This is a genomic window from Serratia sp. CY84636 (genome assembly GCF_052166245.1).
Classification (GTDB): domain Bacteria; phylum Pseudomonadota; class Gammaproteobacteria; order Enterobacterales; family Enterobacteriaceae; genus Serratia; species Serratia nevei.
In genome coordinates, this window is the sequence record NZ_JBJNOX010000002.1 from 1452824 (window position 1) to 1473867 (window position 21044).

Consider the following 21044-nt stretch of genomic DNA (forward strand, 5'->3'; position numbering starts at 1 on the left):
TGTTCCCGAGCGAAGTTAGGCGGTACGGGTGACGTCGAGAATGGCGGCGGTCACGTAGTCGATATTGCCGGGGTTGAGCCCCGGCAGGCACATGCGGCCGGGCGAAACCAGATAGATGGCGTAGCGCTGCCGCAGGGTCTGCAGCTGCGCTTCGTTCAGGCCGGTATAGCTGAACATGCCGCGCTGATCGCGTATGCGCCGGTGTTCCAGCGAAGAGCCGCCCCGCGCCAGGCCGGCGGCCAGCTGCTCACGCATCTGCTTGATGCGCACGCGCATTTCCGCCAGCTCATTGCGCCAAAGCTCACCGAGTTCGGCGTCGCCGAGCAGGGTCTCCACGATCTGGCTGCCGTGCGTCGGCGGGCAGGAGTAGCTGCGGCGGATCAGCGTTTTTAACGCGCCTTTGACGTTGGCGGCGTTTTCCGCATCGGCGCAGCGCACCGACAGCGCGCCCAGCCGCTGGCCGTACAGCGCCACGTTTTTGGAAAATGAGTTGCAGACCAAAAACGGCAGATCGGTTTTCAGCGCTTCGCGCAACGCAAAGCAGTCCTCCTCCAGCCCGTCGCCGAAGCCCTGATAGGCGAGATCGAACAGCGGCAGCAGCTTACGCCGCTGCAGCACGGCGAGCGTGGCGCGCCACTGCTCCGCCGTCAGATCGGTGCCGGTCGGGTTATGGCAGCAAGGATGCAACAGGACTACGCTGCCGGGTGGCAGGCTGTCCAGCGCGTCGAGCATGGCGGCGAAACGCAGGCCGCCCGCCGCTTCGTCAAAGTAGGGATAGGTATTCACCCGCAGCCCGGCGCCTTCAAATATCGCCCAGTGATTGGCCCAGGTGGGATCGGACACCCAAATGTCACCGCGCGCCAGAAAGTGGCGCAAAAAATCCGCCGCCAGCTTTAGCGCACCGGAGCCGCCGACGGTCTGCACTGTGGCGATCTCGGCCGCCTGTTGCTCGCCGAACAGCAGCGCCTGCACCTGGCGAGCGAACTGCGGCGAACCTTCGATCGGCGGATAACCGTGCGGGCGACGCAACGCCAGCAACCGCTGCTCGGCGGCCTCCACCGCCTGCATCAGCGGAATATTCCCCTGCCGGTCGTAATAGAGCCCAATGCCTAAATTCACTTTTTTCGGATTGGGGTCCTGCAAATAGGCTTCCATCAGCGACATAATAGGATCGGCTGCAGAAGGTGCAATCTGTTTAAACATGACGCATCCTTAACTCGTTATTGAATTAATATGAAGACAGACTTAATAAAAATTAAATCAGGCGGTGGCGCTGACGGTGATTTCTATTTTCATTCCCGGCACCACCAGTTTTTCGACAATAACCGTGGAACGATTGGGATAAGGATAATTAAAGTATTTCCGGTAAATATCATCGAGCAATTTAACGTCGTTGACGTCGGTAAGATAAACGATCACCTGCAGTACCTTATCGCTGTGGCTGCCCGCCGCCTTCAACGTCTGCGCCAGGTTATCGAAGGTTAACGCAATCTGTTGCTCCGGCGCGCCGGTCTCGATGCTGCCATCCGCCCGCACCGGGCCATGGGCGGTAAACAGCATGCCGCCGCCCCGGGTGGCCCAGGAAAAAGGCTGGCCGATGTCCGGCAGCCCGGTTTCTACGATCTCGCGCATGTCAGTGGTTCCCGTGGTGGTCAAGTTGGCGAAGCAGCGCGCCGTCGGCGGCGAACAACGCATCCAGAATGGTGAAATGATTGGCGCCGGGCACCGCGACCAGTTCGGCCGGCAACCCGCGTTGGCGCAGCGCCGCGTGATAGTGTTGCGACTGACCGATCAGCTCCGGCAGCTCAGCTGCGCCGTAATACAGCGTGAGCGGCTTACTGCGCGCTGGCGGGTGGCGCGCCGGGCTTAGCGTTTCAATCTGCCGCGCGGTCAGCTGCAGCGCCCGATTCACATAGCTCTCTTGCAGCGGCGCCAGTTCGAATAGGCCGCTGATGGGAAAGACCGCCTCCACCAACGCATGCTGCTGCCAAAACGCCGCCAGATGCCCGCCGGCGGAATGGCCGCACAGATGCACCGGATGGGCATAGTGCGGCGGCAGACGGCGCTGAATAGCATCAAGCGCCGCCCCCACCTGGCGACAAATAGCGTCAAGATTAACCGCCGGCGCCAGCGCATATTCCACCAGCACCACGTCAAAACCCAACGCCAACGGCCCGGCAGCGATAAAGGCGAAATCCGCCTTATCGCAGAATTGCCAATAGCCGCCGTGAATAAAAATTAACGTCCCCTGGTGCTGCTTTGCAGAATAGAGCCAATCCATCGTCTCGCGTTCGCTTTCGCCATACGCAATATTCTTTTCATGTTTCGTCTGATGATAAATAGCCGCACTGCGGGTCTGAAATGAAGCCAAAATAGCGTCTTCATTATCCACCGCAGCGCCGTTGTCATAGCTCCCCGCAAGTTGTTTCATATATTAAACTTCGTTTATTATTTAAAATATGAATTAACTATTAGCACCGGCAACATTATTGTCAAGACGGGTCTATCAGCAATGCGCGCCCGGTAAAATAAAACAACACCGGCAGCGAAAAAGTTTAACCCATGAAACTTTTTGCGCTTATTTTCCCCGCACGTCCGGCTGAATTTGCGGCAATGCGCTTAGCCGCTCAAACGCATAATCCCAGAAGGCACGTACCTTCAGCGGCATGCGCTGCGCCTGCTGTGCCACCAGCTGTACCGGCATCGGCAACGGTTCATGGTCCGCCAGCAGCCGCACCAGCGTACCGGCGGCCACATCGTCCGCCACCTGATACGAGAGCAGGCGGGCGATGCCTTTGCCGGCGCGCACCGCCAGCAGTTGCGCTTCCACATCGTTGAGCAACAGTCGGGGGGCCAAGCGCACCCGCTCGCCGTTTTCCTGCGGGCCGAAGCGCCATTCACGCAGCGACGGCCGCTGAGTGCCGACGATGGTGGCATGCTCCGCCAGCTGCGCCGGTGAGCGCGGCTCGCCGCAGCGCGCCAGGTAAGCCGGGCTGGCGACCGTCACCCGGCTGACCTGCCCCAGCCGCCGCGCCACGCGCGAAGAGTCCTGCAGATGGCCGATGCGCACCGCGATATCCAGCCCTTCGTCGATCAGATCGAGATTGCGATCGTTCAACACCATTTCGATCTGCATCTGCGGGTAGTCATCGAGAAACGCCATCACCACCGGCGCCACGTAGCGGCGGCCGAACTGCACCGGCGAAGTAACGCGCAGCAAGCCGCTCAGCTGCGCTTCGGCGGTATCCTGCACCACCGCCTGATAATCCTGCAGCAGCTGTTGCGCGCGCTCCAGCAACCGCACGCCCGCCTCGGTGGGTGCCAGCCGCCGGGTGGTGCGCTCCACCAGCCGGGTGCCGAACCGCTGTTCCAGCGCGGCGATCGCCCGGGTGATCGCCGGCGCCGAGCGCCGCAGTTTGCGCCCGGCGGCCGCCAGGCTGCCCTGCTGCACCACCGCCACGAAGATGGTCAACTCGTCTAACCGATCCATAGACTCTTCCGATAAGTGAAATTATCAATTTCCACATTGCCGGATTCCGCTCATTCAACGCAAGAGTATGCTGAAAAAAAAGCACTGAGGAGAAACGCCATGTCCACCATCACCCTCTACGGCACCCCGCTTTCCGGCCACGTTCACCGCGTGGCGTTGCTGCTGCGCATGCTGGCGCTGCCTTATGAATGGGTAGAAGCCTCGGCGGAGGTGCGGCAGAGCGCGGCCTTTCGCCGGCTCAACCCGTTTGGCCAGATCCCGGTCTTGCAGGACGGCGATCTGACGCTGGCCGACAGCAACGCCATTCTGGTTTATCTGGCGAAACGCTATGCACCGGACAGCCACTGGCTGCCGGAACAGCCGGCGGCGGCGGCGCGGGTGCAGGCCTGGCTTTCCAAAGCCGCCGGCGAAGTCCGCTACGGCCCGGCCTCCTGCCGATTGATCGCCCAGTTCGCGGTGCCGGAGGATTATCAGGCGGCGCGGGCAATCAGCGATCGTTTTCTGCCGCAGATGGAACAGCACCTGAGCGAGCGCGGCTATCTGGCCAGTGAACAGGCGACCATCGCCGATCTGGCCTGCTACAGCTATGTGGCGGTCGCGGCCGAAGGCGGCATTTCGCTGGCGCCTTACCCCGCCATACGGCGCTGGGTGGCGAGCATCGCGACGCTTCCCGGCTTCTTCGCCATGCCGGCCCTGCCGGCACCGGCGGCGAGCTGACGCCATGATCCCGCAACGGTTCCACCCCGATGAGCTGCGCGCGCAGACGCTGGCCGGTTTCGATCGCGTGAGCGGTGGCATCTACCCCGCGATGCCGGATCAGCACCGCGCGTTTTTCGCCGCACTGCCCTACCTGTTCGTCGCCACGCTGGACGACCAGGGCTGGCCCATCGCCACCCTGTTCAGCGGCCCGCCCGGATTTTTACGCACGCCGGACGACACGCACCTGCGCATCAGCGCGCCGCGCCGCAGCGACGATCCCGCCCAGGCGCTGTTGCTGCCCGGCAAACCGGTCGGCGCGCTCGGGCTCGACTTCAGCAACCGGCGGCGCAACCGCGCCAACGGCACCGTCGGCCGCACCGATAAAAACCGGGTGGAGATCGTCGTTCACCAAAGCTTCGGCAACTGCCCGCAGTACATTCAGCGCCGCGAACTCTACCCGGTGGAGAGCCGGCCACAGCCGGTTGAGCATTTAGCGACGCTCGATGCGGCGGCGCAGGCGCTGATCCGCACCGCAGACACCAGCTTCGTCGCCAGCGGTGCGCACCTGGAACTGACGCAGGGCGGCGTCGATATTTCCCATCGCGGCGGGCGCCCCGGCTTTATCCATCTGGAAGGCGACACGCTGTGGATGCCGGACTTTCGCGGCAACCGCTATATGAATACGTTGGGCAACCTGCTGGCCGAACCGCGGGCGGCGCTGCTGTTCATCGATTTCGATCGCGGCGACGTGCTGCACCTGCAAGGAAAAACGCAGATCCTCTGGCAGGCGCAAGGGGATCCCGGCGTTGAAGGGGCGGAACGCTATTGGCGGTTTGACGTTCACCGCGCCTGGCGCTTTGCGGCGGCGCTGCCGTGGCGGGGACGCGATCTGGAGTATTCACCGGCGACGCTGGCGACCGGGGTGTGGCACCGCTGAAATGAAAAGCCCCGCTGCGGCGGGGCTGAATCGGGAAATTACAGGCTGTGTTCGGCCGCCGCTGCGGCCTGATAAAGCTGACGAAAATAACTCAACCGCGCAAAGAACAGGCGGCTTTGCTGTTCCGACATATTGCCGGCCACCTGCCCGGCGTCAATCTGCCGCCCTTGCCATTCCATCAGGGCGATACTCGACGCCAAAAAATCCATTTCGCTGCCGTAGGCCGCGAGATGTCTGTCCACTGATTTCATCATTCGCACACTCCTTTTAATCACATCGAAAAGGGTCATATGCCTGCTCTTTCAGTATCGGCCCGACGGCGGATATTTTTTGTACAGAAGGTGCGCATAAAGAAAACGCTCATCTTGTCGCCACGCTGGCAAACGACGACGGCAAAGTTTGCTAGGGTAAAGGGTAGCCGTATGGGATAGACCATTCTATTGAACTCAGCAAAGGAAGAGACCAATGAGCACCAGCATCAGCGCTACCCTCAAGGACCCCACGCTGTTCCGCGAGGCCAATTATATCGACGGGCAATGGTTGCCGGCCAAAGCAGGCCACGCGATCGCCATCCATAACCCCGCCAACGGCGAGCTGGTTGGCCATGTGCCGGCCTTCGGCGCAGAAGAAACCACACGCGCCATCGCCGCCGCCAAAAAAGCGCTGCCCGCCTGGCGTGCGCTGACCGCCAAAGAACGCGCCGGCAAACTGCGGCGGCTGTTTGAGCTGATGATGGAAAATCAGGAGGATCTGGCGCGCATCATGACGGCGGAACAGGGCAAACCGCTGGCTGAAAGCCGCGGTGAGATCGCCTATGCCGCCTCCTTTATCGAATGGTTCGCCGAGGAAGGCAAGCGGGTCTACGGCGACACCATTCCGCAACCCCAGGCGGGCCGCCGCATCATCGTGCAGAAAGAGCCGATCGGCGTGTTCGCCGCCATCACCCCGTGGAACTTTCCGGCGGCGATGATCACCCGCAAAGCCGGCCCCGGCTGGGCCGCCGGCTGCACCGGGGTGATCCGCCCCGCCAGCCAGACCCCGTTCTCGGCGCTGGCGATCGCCGTGCTGGCGGAGCGCGCCGGGCTGCCCGCCGGGGTGTGCAACGTGATCACCGGCCCCAGCAAAGGCATCGGCGGCGAACTCACCGCCAACCCGGATGTGCGTAAACTCTCCTTCACCGGCAGCACCGAAGTCGGCGCGCAGCTGCTGGCCCAGTGTGCGCCCACCATCAAGAAAACCAGCATGGAATTGGGCGGCAACGCGCCGTTTATCGTCTTCGACGACGCCGATCTGGACGCCGCCGTGGCCGGCGCGGTCGCCTCGAAATACCGCAACGCCGGCCAGACCTGTGTCTGCACCAACCGTTTTCTGGTGCAGGACGGCGTGTACGACGCCTTCGCCGCCAAGCTGAAAGCCGCCGTCGCCAAGCTGAAAGTCGGCAACGGCCTGGATGATGGCGTCACCATCGGCCCCTTGATTAACCCGGACGCGGTGGAGAAAGTGCGCGAGCACATCGCCGACGCCGTCGAGCACGGCGCCTCGGTGCTGCTGGGCGGCAAGCCTGACGCGCTGGGCGGCAATTTCTTCACCCCGACCATCCTGACCGACGTACCGCGCACGGCGAAAATCTTCCGCGAGGAAACGTTCGGCCCGGTGGCGCCCCTGATCCGCTTCAACCAGGAAGCGGAAGCCATCGAACTGGCCAACGACACGCCGTTCGGCCTGGCCGCTTACTTCTACAGCCGCGACATCGGCCGGGTGATGCGCGTGGCCGAAGCGCTGGAGTACGGCATCGTCGGCATCAACGAAGGGCTGATTTCCACCGAGGTGGCGCCGTTCGGCGGCATGAAGCACTCCGGTTTGGGCCGCGAAGGCTCAAAATACGGCATCGAGGACTATCTCGAGATCAAATACCTGTGCCTTGGCGGTTTGGGCGCTTGATGCGATCGGCCTCCGCGTCTGCGGGGGCCCTGTCTGGCGGATCCGGAAAGCCTTTGCTACCTTTAGGCCTCTCGTTCGAACGGTTAAAAGGAATTTCCAGTATGCAACCTCTCGTGATACAACTGCCCGGCTTTTACGTCGCCGGCCAAACGGTCAGAACCACCAATCAGGACGAAACCCGGCCCGAGACGGCAAAAATCCCGGCGCTGTGGTCAGACTTTTTCGCCACCTCGCCCGCCACGCCGGTCTATGGGGTCTACTCCAACTACGCCTCCGACGCCGGCGGGCCGTTTGACGTCACCGCCGGCAGCGCGGCAGAGAGCGGTTTGCACATCCAACCCGGCCGCTATCTGGTGTTCCAGGCCCGTGGCGCCATGCCGGAGGCGGTTATCGCAGGCTGGCAAGCCATCTGGGCCTACTTCGAGCAACACCCGGAAATCGAACGCCGCTTTCTGACCGACTTCGAAGCCTATACCGGCCCCGAGGCGGTCGATATCCATATCGGCTGCCGCTAACGTAACAGTGAGATCGACGATGATCACCTTCTCCCCCGCCATTCCGATCCTGCGCATTTTTGCGGTCGACAAGGCCAAAGAGTTTTATCTGGACTTTCTCGGTTTCACGCTGGAGTGGGAGCACCGTTTCAGCGAAGATCTGCCGCTGTACATGCAGGTGACCCGCGCCGGATTGACGCTGCACCTGAGCGAACACTATGGCGACAGCACGCCCGGCGCCGCTATTTTCATCCCGGTGCACGATATCGACGCGCTGCACCGGGAGCTCACGGCCAAAAACTACCGCTATGCCCGGCCGGGGTTGGAGGTTGTCGACTGGGGCAAAGAGCTGAACCTGACCGATCCGTTCGGCAACCGCCTGCGGTTTTGCGAGCAGAGCCACGAGGCCTGAGCGGCCTTATTGCCGGTACTCCGCCTCGCTGACCGCCTCCAGCCAGGTCACCGGGCTGCCGTCCACCGCTTCGGCGATGGCGATATGGGTCATGGCGGTGTCCGGCGTCGCGCCGTGCCAGTGTTTGACGCCTGCCGGGATCCAGACGATATCGCCGGGGTGCATTTCCTGCGTGGTCTCGCCCCACATTTGGATCCACCCGCGCCCCTGGGTGACGATCAGCGTCTGGCCGAGCGGATGGGTATGCCAGGCCGTGCGGGCGCCGGGTTCAAAGGTGACGGTCGCGCCGCCCACCCTGGCCGGCGCGTCACCGGCGAACGGCGCGTCGATGCGTACCTGCCCGGTAAAATATTCTGCCGAACCGCGCTGTGAAGGGATCGAACCGCTGCGTTGTATTTTCATCTGTCGTGTCCTCCGCGCCGGCTCTCACCGCCGGCGCTGATCGTCATGAGTCAGTGATGCCAAGATAGCGCCATGCTTTTACGGCGACTAGCGGGTAAAATGCGCAAGGAGCTATGAGCTCAATTCATAAATCTGCGCGCGACAGTGCGCTCACCTTCCTCTTCGGTGCCGGTATGTTGAAAGAAAACTTTAACGATCTGATCGCTTTCCTGATGGTGGCCAGGGAGCGCAGCTTCACCAAAGCGGCGGCGCAGCTTGGGGTTTCCCAATCGGCGCTCAGCCACGCCATTCGTGGGCTGGAAGAGCGCCTGGCGCTGCGCTTGCTCACGCGCACCACCCGCAGCGTCGCCCCCACCGAAGCCGGTGAGCGGCTGCTCAACAGCATTGGCCCGCGCTTGGCGGAGATTGAAAGCGAGCTGAACGCGCTGGGTGAAATGCGCGATCGGCCCGCCGGCAACATCCGCATCACCGCCGGCGAACACGCGGTGGATGCGGTGCTGTGGCCGGTGCTGCGCACTTTTCTCGTCGATTACCCGGATATCAACGTGGAAATCACCGTCGACAACAGCCTGACCGACATCGTCGCCGGGCGTTTCGACGCCGGCATCCGGCTGGGAGAACAGGTGGCGAAGGACATGGTCGCGGTGCGCATCGGGCCGGACATGCGCATGGTGCCCGTCGCCTCCCCTGACTATTTCTCCCGTTACGGCCTCCCTGCCACGCCGCAAGCGCTGCAAAACCATCGCTGCATCAATATGCGGCTCCCCACCCTCGGCGGGCTGTATGCCTGGGAATTTGCCCGCGATGGCCGGGAGATTAAAGTGCGGGTGGAGGGGCAACTGACCTTCAACAGCCTGCGCCAGCGGATCGACGCCGCGCAGCTCGGCCTCGGCATCGCCTTCGTGCCGGAAGATACCGTCGCCGAGCCGCTGGCCGACGGCCGGCTGCAGATGGCGCTGGACGACTGGTGCCCGCCGTTTCCCGGCTATTACCTCTATTATCCGAGCCGCAGGCAGCACACCACCGCCTTTGCGCTGCTGATTGAGGCGCTGCGGCGCGGGGCTTAACGCCCGACGTTTTTCTGCAGATGCGCCGGGTAGCGATCGCCGATCACGTCGATCGCGCAGAGCGCGCGCTCAATCTCGCCCAGTTCGTCCGCCGCCAACGCGACCGCCGCCGCCGCGAGGTTTTCTTCCAGCCGGTGACGCTTGGTGGTTCCCGGGATCGGCACGATCCACGGCTGCTGCGCCAGCAGCCAGGCCAGAGCGATCTGCGCCGGCGTCACGCCCTTGCGCTGCGCTATCTGCCCCAGCACATCCACCAGCGCCTGGTTGGCCCGGCGCGCCTCGGCGCTGAAGCGCGGCACCACGTTGCGAAAATCGCCGCTGTCGAAAGAGGTGTTCTCGGTAATGGCGCCGGTGAGAAAGCCCTTGCCGAGCGGGCTGAACGGCACCAGACCGATGCCCAGCTCTGCCAGCGTCGGCAAGATTTCACGCTCCGGCTCGCGCCACCACAGCGAATATTCGCTTTGCAGCGCCGTGACCGGCTGCACCGCGTGAGCTCGCCGAATGGTTTGCGCACCGGCTTCCGACAGGCCGAAATACTTTACTTTCCCTTCGCGAATCAGTTGCTGCACCGTACCGGCCACCTCCTCGATAGGCACCTCGGGATCGACGCGGTGCTGATACAACAAATCGATCGTCTCTATCCGCAAGCGCTTCAGCGAACCCTCCACCGCCCGGCGAATATGCTCCGGACGGCTGTTCAACACCTGTTGCCCCGCCGGCTGCGGCAGATCGAAACCGAATTTGGTGGCGATGACGACCCGATCGCGCACCGGCGCCAGCGCTTCGCCCAGCAGTTCCTCGTTCGTGAACGGACCATAAATCTCGGCGGTATCGAAGAGCGTCACCCCCTCGTCAACCGCGGCGCGGATCAGTTCGATCGCCTGCCGTTTGTCGGTGGCCGGGCCGTAGCCAAAACTCAGCCCCATGCAGCCCAACCCCAACGCCGATACTTCCAGCCCTTCGCGCCCCAACTTGCGTGTTTGCATCTTCACTCTCCCGCTGATTGATACCGGCCCCGCCTGGCGCGGAGCCGCTCCGGTGTGATGACTGTAAAACGCAACCGCCGCCATGACTATGGGGCGAAATACGCTTGGGCTTATGAGCCAGGCTCATGAATCAGAGACTCTCGTTAAGCGCTTGCCCGATCTTCGCCTCACACAGCAGGATGTTGTGGTGATGACAAGCCAGCGGGATAACCTGCAGCCGCTCGCAGGCGGCGCCAAGCCCATTATCTTCCACCGCCAGCAGCGGCGCCGTGACCGCTTCCGGCAACTGCGGGTTACCCTCCATCGCCTTGAACAACGTCACCTTCGTGGTTTGCAGCCTGCGGCTCAGACTCCCCTCAGACAGCCGTCGCTCCGCCTGCCCTGCGGCCATGGCGCGTGTCGCCGCCTCGCCCTCGATGCCCAACGCCGGCAACAGCTGCTCCAAAGGCAACTCCGCCGTGGCCTGCCGGTAGAAGCTGTCCAGCAGATACAGTTGCACGTTACGGCAGCCGCGCGCCTCCAGCCGGGCGGCAATCTCCAGCGCGATGATGCCCCCCAGCGACCAACCGAGAATGCGCACCGGCCCGGCGCCTTGCAGCAGGCCGGCGGCGATCATGTCGTTCAGATACCGTTCGGCCAGATCGCCGAGCGAGTCGATGGCCGGTTGATGGTAAAGGTTATGGTTGTCGACGCCGTAACAGTTGAATCGCCCCTGCAACGGCTGAGCGAAAGCGTGAAACGCTTCCGCCCCCACCAGCGCCGGGTGGATCATCCATACGACGGGCGCGCCCTCTGCCCAACGGTTAAGCGGCAAGACCAGGCGGCGTTCGTTTGCGGCCAGCAGGTTTTTCAGGGTGCGGCTTTGCAACAGCTGCACCACCGGCACCGGCGCGGCCATCAGTTCGCCCATGCCGACACACAGGGAAATGGCCTTGATCGAGGTGCCGCCCAGCAGGAAGAAATCGTCCGTCATGCCGACCTGTCCGCACTGCAGCGCAGCCTGCCACAGCGCGCACAGCTGCTGTTCCAGCTCGTTCGCGGGAGCGACATAGGCCTGCGGTTCGCTCGCCGCCGGCGCAGGCAACGCCTTGCGATCCAGTTTGCCGCTGGAGTTATATGGCAGAGCGTCCAGCCGCATCAGCGCCGCAGGCAGCATGTACAACGGCAGTTGCCCGCTCATAAAGGCCAGCAGCGCCGATTCATCCAGCGGCGCCTCGCTGACGTAATACAGCGCCAGGCGCTGCCGATGCGCCTCCGACAGCACGACCGCGCAGCAGGATTTGATCGCGCCGAACGCCAGCGCACATTGCTCGACCTCTCCCAGCTCAACGCGGTAGCCGTTGATTTTCACCTGAAAATCCATACGGCCGAGGAACTCCAGGTTGCCGTCCGGCAAATAGCGGCCGGCGTCGCCGGTGCGATAAAGCCGCTCCCCCAGTTCCGGATGGTAGATGAACTTCTCTTCGGTCAGCGACGGATTGCGGTAATAGCCGCGCGCCACGCCGGCCCCACCGATGTATTGCTCTCCCGGCAAGCAAGGCGGCAGTACGCGCTGATGGCGATCCAGCACGTAAAAGCGCTGATGCGCCATCGCCTGGCCGTAAGGCACGCTGGGCGCCAGGATCGGCGTTTCCGGGATGTCGTACAGGATCGACCAAATGGAGCTCTCGGTCGCGCCCCCGGCGCTGACGATCCGGCACCCTGGCCGCCATTGGCGAATACGCGCCGGCAGTTGGCGGGAGATCACCTCGCCCACCAGCACCACATTGCGCAGCTGCGGCCACTGCGCCTGCGACGCGGCGGACTCCAACTGCTCCACCAGCAGCGTCATCACTGAAGGCGCGGAATTCCAGAAGGTTACGCCCTGGGTCATCAACAGCCGATGCCAGGCCTCAGGCTGGTAGCGTTCGGTTTCGGACGGCATCACTATGGCGCCCCCCACCGACAGCAGGCCGAAAATATCGAACACCGAAATGTCGAAACTCAACGCGCTGAGCGCCAACCCGCGATCGTCCGCGCCGAGTTCCAGCTGGTGCAACGTATCGATGATGCTGTTCACCGCGCCGCGATGTTCTATCGCCACCCCTTTCGGCGCGCCGGTAGAGCCGGAGGTGAAGATCACATAGGCCAGCGCGGAAGGTGCCGGCAAAACAGCCTCGCCCGGCGGAGCCGGCGGCAACTCCATGACGGCCCCCTGCGGATCGATCGTCAACAGCCTGGCCTCACCGCTGGCCCCCCACTCCCGGCTGCTCAGAATCACCCGGGTCTGCGACTGCGCGACGATATCCAGACGGCGGCGTTCCGGCCAGGCGCCGTCCAGCGGCAAATAGGCCTTGCCGGCCATCAGAATCGCCAGCACCGCAATGATCTGCGCCCGCCCTTTGTCCACCATCACTGCGATGGTCTCGGCGCGCATGTCCGCGTGCTCACGCAGCTGCAACGACAACGTCAGCGCCCGCCGATACAGCTCACCGTAGCTCAGCTCGCCCCATTCATCGACGATTGCCACCCGCTGCGGATCGCGCCCAGCCTGGCGGATGAAGTCATGATGGATGGCGCGTTCGAAATCGTAGGCCGGTGGACAGGATTGATGGAAGGCGCGCTGCCGCGCCATTTCACTCTCCGAGATCAGCGCCAACTGGCTGACGCGCTGCTCCCCGTGATTGACGATCTGCGTGAGGATCGTCAGATAATACTCCCCCAGCAGCGCCAGCGTAGCCGGTGCAAACAAGGCGGTGGCATAGTTGAAGATCGCCCGCCCGCCCTGCGGCGCCGACTGGATGCTCAGCGTCAAATCGAATTTGGCCGCCTGGTAGTGCGCCAGCAGATCCTGCGGCGCCAGCCAGGCCGGCGCGGCCCCCGCCTCCTCCAGCGCGAACAGCGCCTGGAACAGCGGATGGCGCGACAGATCGCGCGGCACCTGCAGCAGTTCGATCAGCTGATCCAACGGCAAATTCTGATACCGCTGCGCCTGCAGCACGCCGTCAAAGACGCGATGCACATAATCGTTCAGCGACGCCGCATCGTCTATTTGCGAGCGCAGCGGCAGCGTGTTGACGAAGAATCCGATCGCTGAGCGGGTCTCTGCCACCGGTCGGTTGGCGACCGGCGTACCGACCAGAATGTCTTGCTGGCCGCTGAAGTAACCGAGCAGCAAATTAAAGGCCGCAAGATACAGCGCAAACGGCGTGACGCCCTGCTGCCGGGCGAACTGCGCCGCCTGCGCCACCAGCGCCTCCGGCAGCGCGATGACGTGGTTGGCGCCACGATGATCGAAGCGCGCCGGCCGCACGAAATCGAGCGGCATTTCCAGCGCCTGCCACCCCGCCAGGGCTTGGCGCCAATAGGCTTTCGCCTCATACGCCTGAACGGAATCCAGCCAGCGCCGCTGCCAGACGGCATAGTCGCCATAGTGCAACGGCAACGCCGCCAGCCCGGCCTCTCGCCCTTGCCGCTGCGCCTGATACAGCACGTCCAGCTCCTGCAGCAGCACCGGCTGCGACCAGCCGTCAAACGCCAGGTGATGCACCAGAATCAGGCTGTAATTCACCCACCCACCATCCGGCTGCGCCACCCGGTAAACGGCCGCCCTGATCGGCAATTCCGCCCCCAGCGCGAACGGCCGGTCGATATCCTGCCGCAGCCTGTCCGGCCAGTGCGCCGCCTCCAGCGTCACGCGCTCCAGCGAAAGCGTCAGTTCACAGGCTCGGGATACGGCGCTTTGGGATGGCATCTGGACAATCAGGCTGTGTAAAACCTGATGCCGGGCGACGACCGCCTGTAAACTGCGCTCGTAAGCCGCCAGACACACCTCGTCGCCGAGACGGAACAGCATCGGCACATGGTAAAGATTGCCGCCGCCGTTCAGATTCTCGATAAACCACAGCTGCAGCTGTGAAGAAGAGAGCGGATACTCCCGTTGCCGCAGCGGCGGGATCGACACCGGCGCGGCGCCCTGCTCCTGTTGCTGCAACGCGCGACACAGCGAACGGATCGTCGGGAACCGCCCCAGCTCGCTCAACGTTACCTCACGCGCCAGCCGCCGGCCGATCTGATAACAGGCCTGAATAGCCAGAAGAGAGTTGCCCCCCAGCGAGAAGAAGTTGTCCTCCACGCCGATATCCTGCCGCTGCAGCAAATCGCGCCACACCGCCAGACAGGCGTTCTCCCATTCGCCCCGCGCCGCGACGAACTCACGCACCGCCCTTTCCGGCTGCGGCAAGGCCTGTCGGGCTATCTTGCCGTTTTCGGTCAGCGGCAGCTGCGCCAGCTGCATCAGCGCCTGCGGCACCATGTACGGAGGCAGTTGGCTGCTCAAGTGCTGAGCCAGCGCCTGGGGGGCGATCGTCTCATCGGCAACGTAGTACGCGGCCAGGCAGGGCTGCGGTTGCCTGACGAGCACGCAGCAACAGGCGGTCACGCCCGGATAGGCGAGCACCGCATGTTCTATCTCCCCCAGCTCGATGCGATAGCCGTTCAGCTTGATCTGCTGATCGAGGCGCCCCATGAACTCCACGTTGCCATCCTCCAGCCATCGGCCCGCGTCGCCGGTGCGGTACACCCGCTCCTGCAGCTCGTCATGCCAGAAAAAACTCTCGGCGGTGCGTTGCGGATCGCCGTAATACCCGCGCGCCAGGCCCTCACCCGCCAGATAGATTTCCCCTCGCACCCCCGGCGCGGCGGGCCGTCGCCCGGCGTCCAGGATATAGCAACGCTGGTGCGGCAACGGTTTGCCGTAAGGAATGCTGACCGACCGAATGTTCTGACCGCGCGGGACCTCGTACAGCATGGTGAAGATCGCCGCCTCCGTCGCGCCGCCGGCGCTGCAAAAACGGCCGTGCGGCGCCCAGGCCAGGCAGCGTTCCGGCAGCGAGGTGGCGATCCAATCGCCCCCCACCATCACCGCCCGCAGCGCCGGTGCCGGCCCTGCCGTTAACCCCGCGCCGTTCACGTAATCCAGCAACAGCTCCATCAGCGCCGGTGCGCTCAGCCATTGCGTCACCCGATGGGCCATCATCAATTGATACCAGGCCTGCGGATTGCTCCTGTCCCGCTCGGCCGGCATCACGACCGCACCGCCGGCGCTCAGCGGGCTGAAAATGTCGAAGATCGCCAGATCGAAGCTCAACGCGCTGAGGGCCAGGCTGCGATCCCGCTCGTTGAGGCCGAAATACCGCCGCACGCCCTCCAGCATGTTCACCGCGCTGCGATGTTCGATCGCCACGCCCTTCGGTGTGCCGGTCGATCCTGAGGTGAAAATGATATAGGCCAGGCTGTCAGGCCCGGCATCCAGCGCCGGCAGGCGCTGTTCCGGCAGCGGCAGCTGCGCCGCCAGCCCTGCGGCATTCAGTTCGATCAGGTTGATCTCGGCGCAGGCCCAGGGTGCATCGCTGAGCAGCGTATTGATGCCGGCCTGCGCCATCACTTTCAGCCGCCGCTGCGGTGGCCATGCCGCCTCCATCGGCAAGAACGCCTTACCGCACATCAGCGCCGCCAGCAGGGCTACCGGCTGCCGGCGCCCTTTGTCGGCGATGACGGCGATGGCGTCGCCGGTCACCCGTCCTTGCACGCGCAGCTGAGTGGCCAGCGTCAACGCCGCCTCGTGCAGCTCGCCGTAAGTCATCTCCCCCTGCTCATCGACAACCGCCACGGCCTGCGGATTGCGCCGCGCATGCTGCACGAAATCCTGTTGCAGGCTGCGTTCAAACGCATAGCCGAAGGGGGATCCGGCCGGCAGCGCCTGGCTTTGCGGTTGCAAGCGGATGTTTTCCAGCGGCCAGTCGTCGTGGTAAGCCATCTGCTGCAATACGGCGAGATAGTAGCCGGCCAGCCGATCCATCGACGCCTTGCTGAACAACGCCGAAGCGAAGTTGAAGCGGGCACGCATCTGCTCGCCCTGCGGCGTCAGCGTGAGCGTCAGGTCGAACTTGGCGGTGCGCTCATAAGCGCTCAGATCGACCACCGACAGCCAGTCCGGGCGCGCCTGCGCGCCGCCCTCGCTCTCCAGCGCGAACATGACCTGGAACAGCGGATGGCGAGAAAAATCGCGCGGCAGCGCCAGATCGTCCACCAGCGCTTCCAGCGACAGCGTCTGATGCTGCTGCGCCTGCAGCGTCGTGGCCGCCACCTGCCGCACAAACTCGGCGACGCGATGACGCGGATCGAGCCGCTGGCGTAAAGGCAGCGTATTGACGAAGAACCCAATCAGATTCTCCAGTTCGGGGCGGTGGCGGTTCGCCAGCGGCGTACCGACCATGACATCGTTCTGGCCGCTGTAGCGGGACAACAGCAGCATTAACCCCGCCAGCATCACCGCATGCAGCGTCACCCCCTCTCTGCGTGCCAGCGCATCCAGCGCCTTCACCAGCGCCGCCGGCAACGGCACTTCGCTGTTGTCACCGCGCTCGTCGAAGACCGCCGGCCGCAAAAAGTCCAACGGCAGATCGAGTTGCTGGCAACCTGCCAGCGCTTGCCGCCAAAAGGCCAATTCATCCGCCCGGCGCTGCACATCTTCCGGCGCTTGTTGCCAGCACGCATAGTCAAGGTATTGCAACGCCGGCTCTGTCGCCTCACGCCACGTCCCGCGATAGCGCGCGTCCAATTCCTGCAACAGCACCTCAAGCGACCAGCCGTCAAAGACGATGTGATGGAACACCAACAGGCAAACGGTCGTTTCCCGCTCCGCCGCATCGCGGTAACGGTAGCGCGTGGCGCGCAGCGGCAGCTCGCGCGTCAAATCCATCGGCTGGCTGCAGGCTTGCGCCAGCGCAGCGTCAAATTCATCGGCGCTCAGCGTCAGCAAAGGTACCGGCAGCACGGTGTCGCTGACCCACTGACTGGCTTCGCCCCGGTCATTCTGGCGGATCAGGCTGCGCAAGATCTGGTGGCGCTCGACGATCGCCTGCAGACACGCCGCAAAGCGTTCGTCATCGACATCCGGCGGCAGCCGCAGCAGCACCGGCGACAGATAATGCGTGGCATTCACCGACAGTTGCTGAACAAACCACAGCCGCGACTGCTGAAGCGACAGCGGCGCCTCCCGCAGCCCGCCGGAGAGGATCGGCAGCTCATCCGGCGGCGCCTGCCGTTGGGCGGCGATGTGCTCGCTCAATGCGGCCACCGTCGGATGCTGATTCAACGTCAGTACCGAGATCTTTGCCCCCGGCAGTTTATTCACTTCGTGGCACAGCCTGATGGCCATAATGGAGTTGCCGCCGAGGCGGAAGAAGTTGTCGTCCACGCCAACATCGCCCCCCAGCAGCCGGTTGAACAGCGCCGACAGACGGGTCTCCAGCGGCGTGCCCGGCCGGCGAAACGCCGTTTGCGGCTCGACCGGCAGCGGTTCCGGCAATGCCCGGTAATCGACCTTGCGGCTCACCGTCAGCGGCAGCGCCGCCAGCGCCCGCATCGCCGAAGGCAACATGTAGTGCGGCAGCTGCGCCGCCAGGCGTTGCAAGATGTCGCCGGCCTCCGGCTCCGCGCCAGCTTGCGGCACATACCAAGCCGCCAGCTGGTCCGTAGTGCCGGGACGCAGACTCACCACCGCCTCGGCCACCTCAGGCAGCGCACGCAGCTGCATTTCTATTTCGCCCAATTCGATGCGATAGCCGTTGATCTTGATTTGCTGATCGTGCCGCCCGAGATACTCCAGACCGCCGTCGGCCAAGCGCCGCACTCTGTCACCGGTGCGATACAGGCGCCGGTACGGTTCCCGCAGTTCAAATGGGTTGGCGACGAACGTGGACGCCGTCAGCGCCGGCAGGTTCAGGTATCCCCGCGCCAACCCCACGCCGGCCAGGCACAGCTCGCCTTCTACGCCCAACGGTAACAAATTATCTTTCTCGTCAATCACATAACAACGCATATTGGCGATAGCGTGGCCGATATTGCGCGCGCCGTTGCGGCGATAGATATTCAGGCTGGCGCTGACCGAGGCTTCGGTCGGGCCATACATGTTCGCGACCTGCATGCCGCTGGCCAGGTAATGGTCGAGCGCTTCCTGCGCGGTCGCCTCACCGCCGGTCGCGAGATAGCGCACCGAAGCCGGAAGTTCAGGCAAGGTGCCAAGCAGCGCCGGCGGCAGGAAGCAGGCCTCGATGCCCCAGGCCGCCATCTGTTCGCACAACTTCGCCGGATCCCGCCGCTGCGCTTCGCTCGCGATGAACAGCCGGTGACCATTGTCCAGAGCCACGAACACTTCGAAGACGTGCGCGTCAAACGCCAGCGACGCGAACTGCAGGCAGTTGAGCGCATCCGGCTCATTGCACAACAAACGCTGCGTGTGGCCCCGCACCATATTGGCCGCGCCCCGGTGCTCGCACAGCGTGCCTTTTGGCCGCCCGGAAGTGCCGGAGGTGTAAATCACGTAGGCCAACTGCCGGGCGTCCACACTCGGCAAGGCTGCGGCATCCGCGTCGGCGAGCGGTTCATCTGCCGACAGGCAAAGACCGCCTGGCGCCAATCGCTGCGCCGCAGCCTGCAACGCGTTTTCGGTCAAGACGATCGGGCTGTTGACCTCTTGCAGGATATAATCCAGCCGCTGTGCCGGCGCGGCGGGATCCAGCGGCACATAGGCACCGCCCGCCTTCATGATGGCCAGCATCGCCACCACCGCCTCCGCGCTGCGCTGCAGATACAGCGGGATCAGCGTCTCCGGCGGCATGGCCACGCCGCACAGCCGTTGATACTCCGCCCGCAGCCGCAGCGCCAGACGATCGCTGCGCTGCGCCAGCTGGCGGTAGCTGAGCGATCCTTTGGCATCGGTCACGGCGACGCGATCCGGGTGACGGCGCGCCTGTCTGGCCACGCCCTCGAGCAGCGTCGCTTCCGCATCGGCCGTTGCCGGCCCGCTCTCCCAGCCGTCGCGGCAGCGTAAAACCTGCTGCGCCGTCAGCTGCGGCCAAGCGGCAATCGGCGCGTCCGGTTCGGTTAACGCGCGCTGCAACAGCCAGAGATACTGCTCCGCCATCTCCGTCATTTGGGTCGCGTCGAACAGATCGGGGCGGTAGCGCAGACGAAACTCAAAGGCCTGCTCGGTAGGCTGATACTCCAGCAGCAGTTCCGAACCGGCCAAATCGACGTTGAAGCGATGATTGACGCCGATGCAACAGCCGTCGAGCGCCAGCGGCGCATCTTTCAGGTAAGCCTGGGTAAAGTTGACGTTCAGCTGACGCACCGGGCTGAGGCTCAGCATGTCATAAACCGGCAACTGGCTGTGCCGCAGCTTGCCTGCCGCCTTGAGCGCTTTGCTGTAGGCCAGCGTCGCGCGGTACAGCTGATTGAACGTGGCCCCCGGGGCGAGGGTCAAGGGGAACACGGCGGTATTGACCTGTGCGCCGAAGAACAGCGCCTCGCCGCCCTCCGGCGCGACGGGATAACCGATATGCACCGTTTCCTGCGCGGATTGCCGGGCGATCAGCAACGCCCACAGCGTCTTGAATATCAGGAAAGGATTGGCATACCTGACGCCGGATTTCAGCGCCTGCCACTCGGCGAACGGTAACCTAAAGCGCACTTCACCGGCACCGGGCGCTTCGGGGGCTGCGCCGGGAAGATAAGGCAACGCCACGCGCGGAGCGCATTCAGCCAGCAGGTTGCCCCAAAATGACGCAGAGCCGAACTCGTGCTTCAGCGTCGCGACATCCGCCTCATAACGCTCGTACAATGTGCAGATGTCCGTTTCATCCGCCTGCGGCGGCGCCACCGCCGCGCCGCGATTGTAATAGGCAGAAACGGCGCTGTAGAACTCCTGCCCCGACAGGCCGTCGATCAGGATGTGATGAACGACAATGATCAGGTTATAGCGCTGAGGGGCCAGCTCAATCAGGTAGAAGCGGCACAGCGGCCCTTCCCGGAGATCGAACGGCGTGTTGATTAACTTACCGACATCACAATCGGCATCGAGCGTTTCCAACGCAATTTTTTTCGCCGTCTTTACCCAGCGCAGTGGCGAGGAACTGTCATCCAAAACGTGGTGAAACAGAATATAGTCCCGGCAAACCCCGTCGATCGCCGCGCGCAATCGTCCGACGTCCAGCTCTCCCTCAATCGTCTGATCCAGCACCAGGTTGTACTCGCAGGAGTGTGGATTGAGCACGTACTCATTCCAAAACGTGTGGGTATAGGGTGAAGCGATGAGCACGTTCATAAAGCAATTCCCTTTTAATATATTCCAAAAATATATCAACCACTACTTATGCATTAAATAAATAGCGTGGTCGTTATGCGATTGAGCTGTTAGCTGAAAAGCTAAAAACATAAGTGCGAATATTATTTTATTTTTATAAAAAATAAAGCCACAAAAATACAAATAAATAAACATCATAAAAAACAACCAAGTAGGATTTATTTTTATTTTCTACCAATGGATTGACTACATTACATTCATTAATAAAATAAATGAAAGAAACAAATTAAAAAAACAAATAGGATTATATTTAAGATAAGTAATGGTAATTTAAAAACGCCCAGAAAATCACTATTGAATAGAGAATTTTCTTAATTAAAAACACACCTCTTTCTGCTGCGCTATTCCAAAGCGCACGATGTCGGAATATCCTATACTCTTTGCAGGATGCAGTTTCCTTCCCATTGAATGCCAGTACAGGGAGTCAAAA

14 protein-coding genes are annotated in these 21044 nt (G+C 62.9%); 6 read left to right on the forward strand and 8 right to left on the reverse strand.

Features of this window, described 5'->3' with window-relative positions; all coding sequences use genetic code 11:
- Nucleotides 1-15 precede the first annotated feature (15 nt).
- From ACJ8QI_RS11465 to ACJ8QI_RS11480, 4 genes are all read right to left on the reverse strand, one after another.
- On the reverse strand, nucleotides 16-1203 hold the full coding sequence (locus ACJ8QI_RS11465) for an amino acid aminotransferase (RefSeq protein ID WP_442532509.1): 1188 nt from the start codon (nucleotides 1201-1203) through the stop codon (nucleotides 16-18).
- 57 nt (nucleotides 1204-1260) lie between these two features.
- Nucleotides 1261-1632 (reverse strand): RidA family protein, encoded by a 372-nt coding sequence (locus ACJ8QI_RS11470; protein ID WP_442532510.1) that lies wholly within the window; start codon nucleotides 1630-1632, stop codon nucleotides 1261-1263.
- 1 nt (nucleotide 1633) lies between these two features.
- The gene (locus tag ACJ8QI_RS11475; RefSeq protein ID WP_442532511.1) at nucleotides 1634-2431 is read right to left on the reverse strand and encodes an alpha/beta hydrolase; all 798 of its coding nucleotides are present in this window, start codon (nucleotides 2429-2431) and stop codon (nucleotides 1634-1636) included.
- Nucleotides 2432-2578: 147 nt separating this feature from the next.
- Nucleotides 2579-3490 (reverse strand): LysR family transcriptional regulator, encoded by a 912-nt coding sequence (locus ACJ8QI_RS11480; protein WP_442532512.1) that lies wholly within the window; start codon nucleotides 3488-3490, stop codon nucleotides 2579-2581.
- A gap of 99 nt (nucleotides 3491-3589) precedes the next feature.
- On the opposite strand from ACJ8QI_RS11480, the gene ACJ8QI_RS11485 reads away from it, so the two are divergent.
- Together ACJ8QI_RS11485 and ACJ8QI_RS11490 are read left to right on the forward strand one after the other, a co-directional pair.
- Complete coding sequence (locus ACJ8QI_RS11485; RefSeq protein WP_442532513.1) at nucleotides 3590-4207, forward strand: glutathione S-transferase family protein; 618 nt, start codon at nucleotides 3590-3592, stop codon at nucleotides 4205-4207.
- Nucleotides 4208-4211: 4 nt separating this feature from the next.
- On the forward strand, nucleotides 4212-5126 hold the full coding sequence (locus tag ACJ8QI_RS11490; protein WP_070914599.1) for a pyridoxamine 5'-phosphate oxidase family protein: 915 nt from the start codon (nucleotides 4212-4214) through the stop codon (nucleotides 5124-5126).
- Nucleotides 5127-5164: 38 nt separating this feature from the next.
- On the opposite strand, the gene ACJ8QI_RS11495 is transcribed toward ACJ8QI_RS11490, so the two are convergent.
- Nucleotides 5165-5380 (reverse strand): glycogen synthesis protein, encoded by a 216-nt coding sequence (locus ACJ8QI_RS11495; protein ID WP_049201387.1) that lies wholly within the window; start codon nucleotides 5378-5380, stop codon nucleotides 5165-5167.
- Nucleotides 5381-5591: 211 nt separating this feature from the next.
- Here ACJ8QI_RS11495 and gabD point away from each other — a divergent pair, with 211 nt between their 5' ends.
- The 3 genes from gabD to ACJ8QI_RS11510 all read left to right on the forward strand — a co-directional run bounded on the left by gabD (nucleotide 5592) and on the right by ACJ8QI_RS11510 (nucleotide 7973).
- Complete coding sequence (gene gabD / locus ACJ8QI_RS11500) at nucleotides 5592-7067, forward strand: NADP-dependent succinate-semialdehyde dehydrogenase (protein ID WP_442532514.1); 1476 nt, start codon at nucleotides 5592-5594, stop codon at nucleotides 7065-7067.
- Between the two features lie 101 nt (nucleotides 7068-7168).
- On the forward strand, nucleotides 7169-7582 hold the full coding sequence (locus ACJ8QI_RS11505) for a GyrI-like domain-containing protein (protein ID WP_041035758.1): 414 nt from the start codon (nucleotides 7169-7171) through the stop codon (nucleotides 7580-7582).
- Between the two features lie 22 nt (nucleotides 7583-7604).
- Nucleotides 7605-7973, forward strand: coding sequence for a glyoxalase superfamily protein (locus ACJ8QI_RS11510; RefSeq protein ID WP_165384357.1), 369 nt, complete (start codon nucleotides 7605-7607; stop codon nucleotides 7971-7973).
- Nucleotides 7974-7979: 6 nt separating this feature from the next.
- Here the strand turns inward: ACJ8QI_RS11510 and ACJ8QI_RS11515 are convergent, their stop codons facing one another.
- Nucleotides 7980-8375, reverse strand: a complete 396-nt coding sequence (locus tag ACJ8QI_RS11515) for a (R)-mandelonitrile lyase (RefSeq protein WP_060422406.1) — start codon at nucleotides 8373-8375, stop codon at nucleotides 7980-7982.
- Between the two features lie 173 nt (nucleotides 8376-8548).
- Here ACJ8QI_RS11515 and ACJ8QI_RS11520 point away from each other — a divergent pair, with 173 nt between their 5' ends.
- On the forward strand, nucleotides 8549-9442 hold the full coding sequence (locus ACJ8QI_RS11520) for a LysR family transcriptional regulator (RefSeq protein WP_060420891.1): 894 nt from the start codon (nucleotides 8549-8551) through the stop codon (nucleotides 9440-9442).
- Here the strand turns inward: ACJ8QI_RS11520 and ACJ8QI_RS11525 are convergent.
- Nucleotides 9439-10428: an aldo/keto reductase gene (locus ACJ8QI_RS11525; protein WP_070914598.1), complete on the reverse strand. Its 990-nt coding sequence runs from the start codon at nucleotides 10426-10428 to the stop codon at nucleotides 9439-9441. The two genes, ACJ8QI_RS11520 and ACJ8QI_RS11525, sit on opposite strands and share 4 nt — an antisense overlap.
- Before the next feature lie 130 nt (nucleotides 10429-10558).
- Nucleotides 10559-20575: an amino acid adenylation domain-containing protein gene (locus ACJ8QI_RS11530; protein ID WP_442532515.1), complete on the reverse strand. Its 10017-nt coding sequence runs from the start codon at nucleotides 20573-20575 to the stop codon at nucleotides 10559-10561.
- Between the last annotated feature and the right edge of the window lie 469 nt (nucleotides 20576-21044).

What these genes read in the sequence shown, in the direction of transcription:
- ACJ8QI_RS11520 (WP_060420891.1), top strand. Translation starts at nt 8,549, where the DNA reads ATGTTGAAAGAAAACTTTAACGATCTGATCGCTTTCCTGATGGTGGCC.
- ACJ8QI_RS11485 (WP_442532513.1), top strand. Translation starts at nt 3,590, where the DNA reads ATGTCCACCATCACCCTCTACGGCACCCCGCTTTCCGGCCACGTTCAC.
- ACJ8QI_RS11470 (WP_442532510.1), bottom strand. Translation starts at nt 1,632, where the DNA reads ATGCGCGAGATCGTAGAAACCGGGCTGCCGGACATCGGCCAGCCTTTT.
- ACJ8QI_RS11530 (WP_442532515.1), bottom strand. Translation starts at nt 20,575, where the DNA reads ATGAACGTGCTCATCGCTTCACCCTATACCCACACGTTTTGGAATGAG.
- gabD (WP_442532514.1), top strand. Translation starts at nt 5,592, where the DNA reads ATGAGCACCAGCATCAGCGCTACCCTCAAGGACCCCACGCTGTTCCGC.
- ACJ8QI_RS11475 (WP_442532511.1), bottom strand. Translation starts at nt 2,431, where the DNA reads ATGAAACAACTTGCGGGGAGCTATGACAACGGCGCTGCGGTGGATAAT.
- ACJ8QI_RS11505 (WP_041035758.1), top strand. Translation starts at nt 7,169, where the DNA reads ATGCAACCTCTCGTGATACAACTGCCCGGCTTTTACGTCGCCGGCCAA.
- ACJ8QI_RS11465 (WP_442532509.1), bottom strand. Translation starts at nt 1,203, where the DNA reads ATGTTTAAACAGATTGCACCTTCTGCAGCCGATCCTATTATGTCGCTG.
- ACJ8QI_RS11525 (WP_070914598.1), bottom strand. Translation starts at nt 10,428, where the DNA reads ATGCAAACACGCAAGTTGGGGCGCGAAGGGCTGGAAGTATCGGCGTTG.
- ACJ8QI_RS11495 (WP_049201387.1), bottom strand. Translation starts at nt 5,380, where the DNA reads ATGATGAAATCAGTGGACAGACATCTCGCGGCCTACGGCAGCGAAATG.
- ACJ8QI_RS11480 (WP_442532512.1), bottom strand. Translation starts at nt 3,490, where the DNA reads ATGGATCGGTTAGACGAGTTGACCATCTTCGTGGCGGTGGTGCAGCAG.
- ACJ8QI_RS11490 (WP_070914599.1), top strand. Translation starts at nt 4,212, where the DNA reads ATGATCCCGCAACGGTTCCACCCCGATGAGCTGCGCGCGCAGACGCTG.
- ACJ8QI_RS11515 (WP_060422406.1), bottom strand. Translation starts at nt 8,375, where the DNA reads ATGAAAATACAACGCAGCGGTTCGATCCCTTCACAGCGCGGTTCGGCA.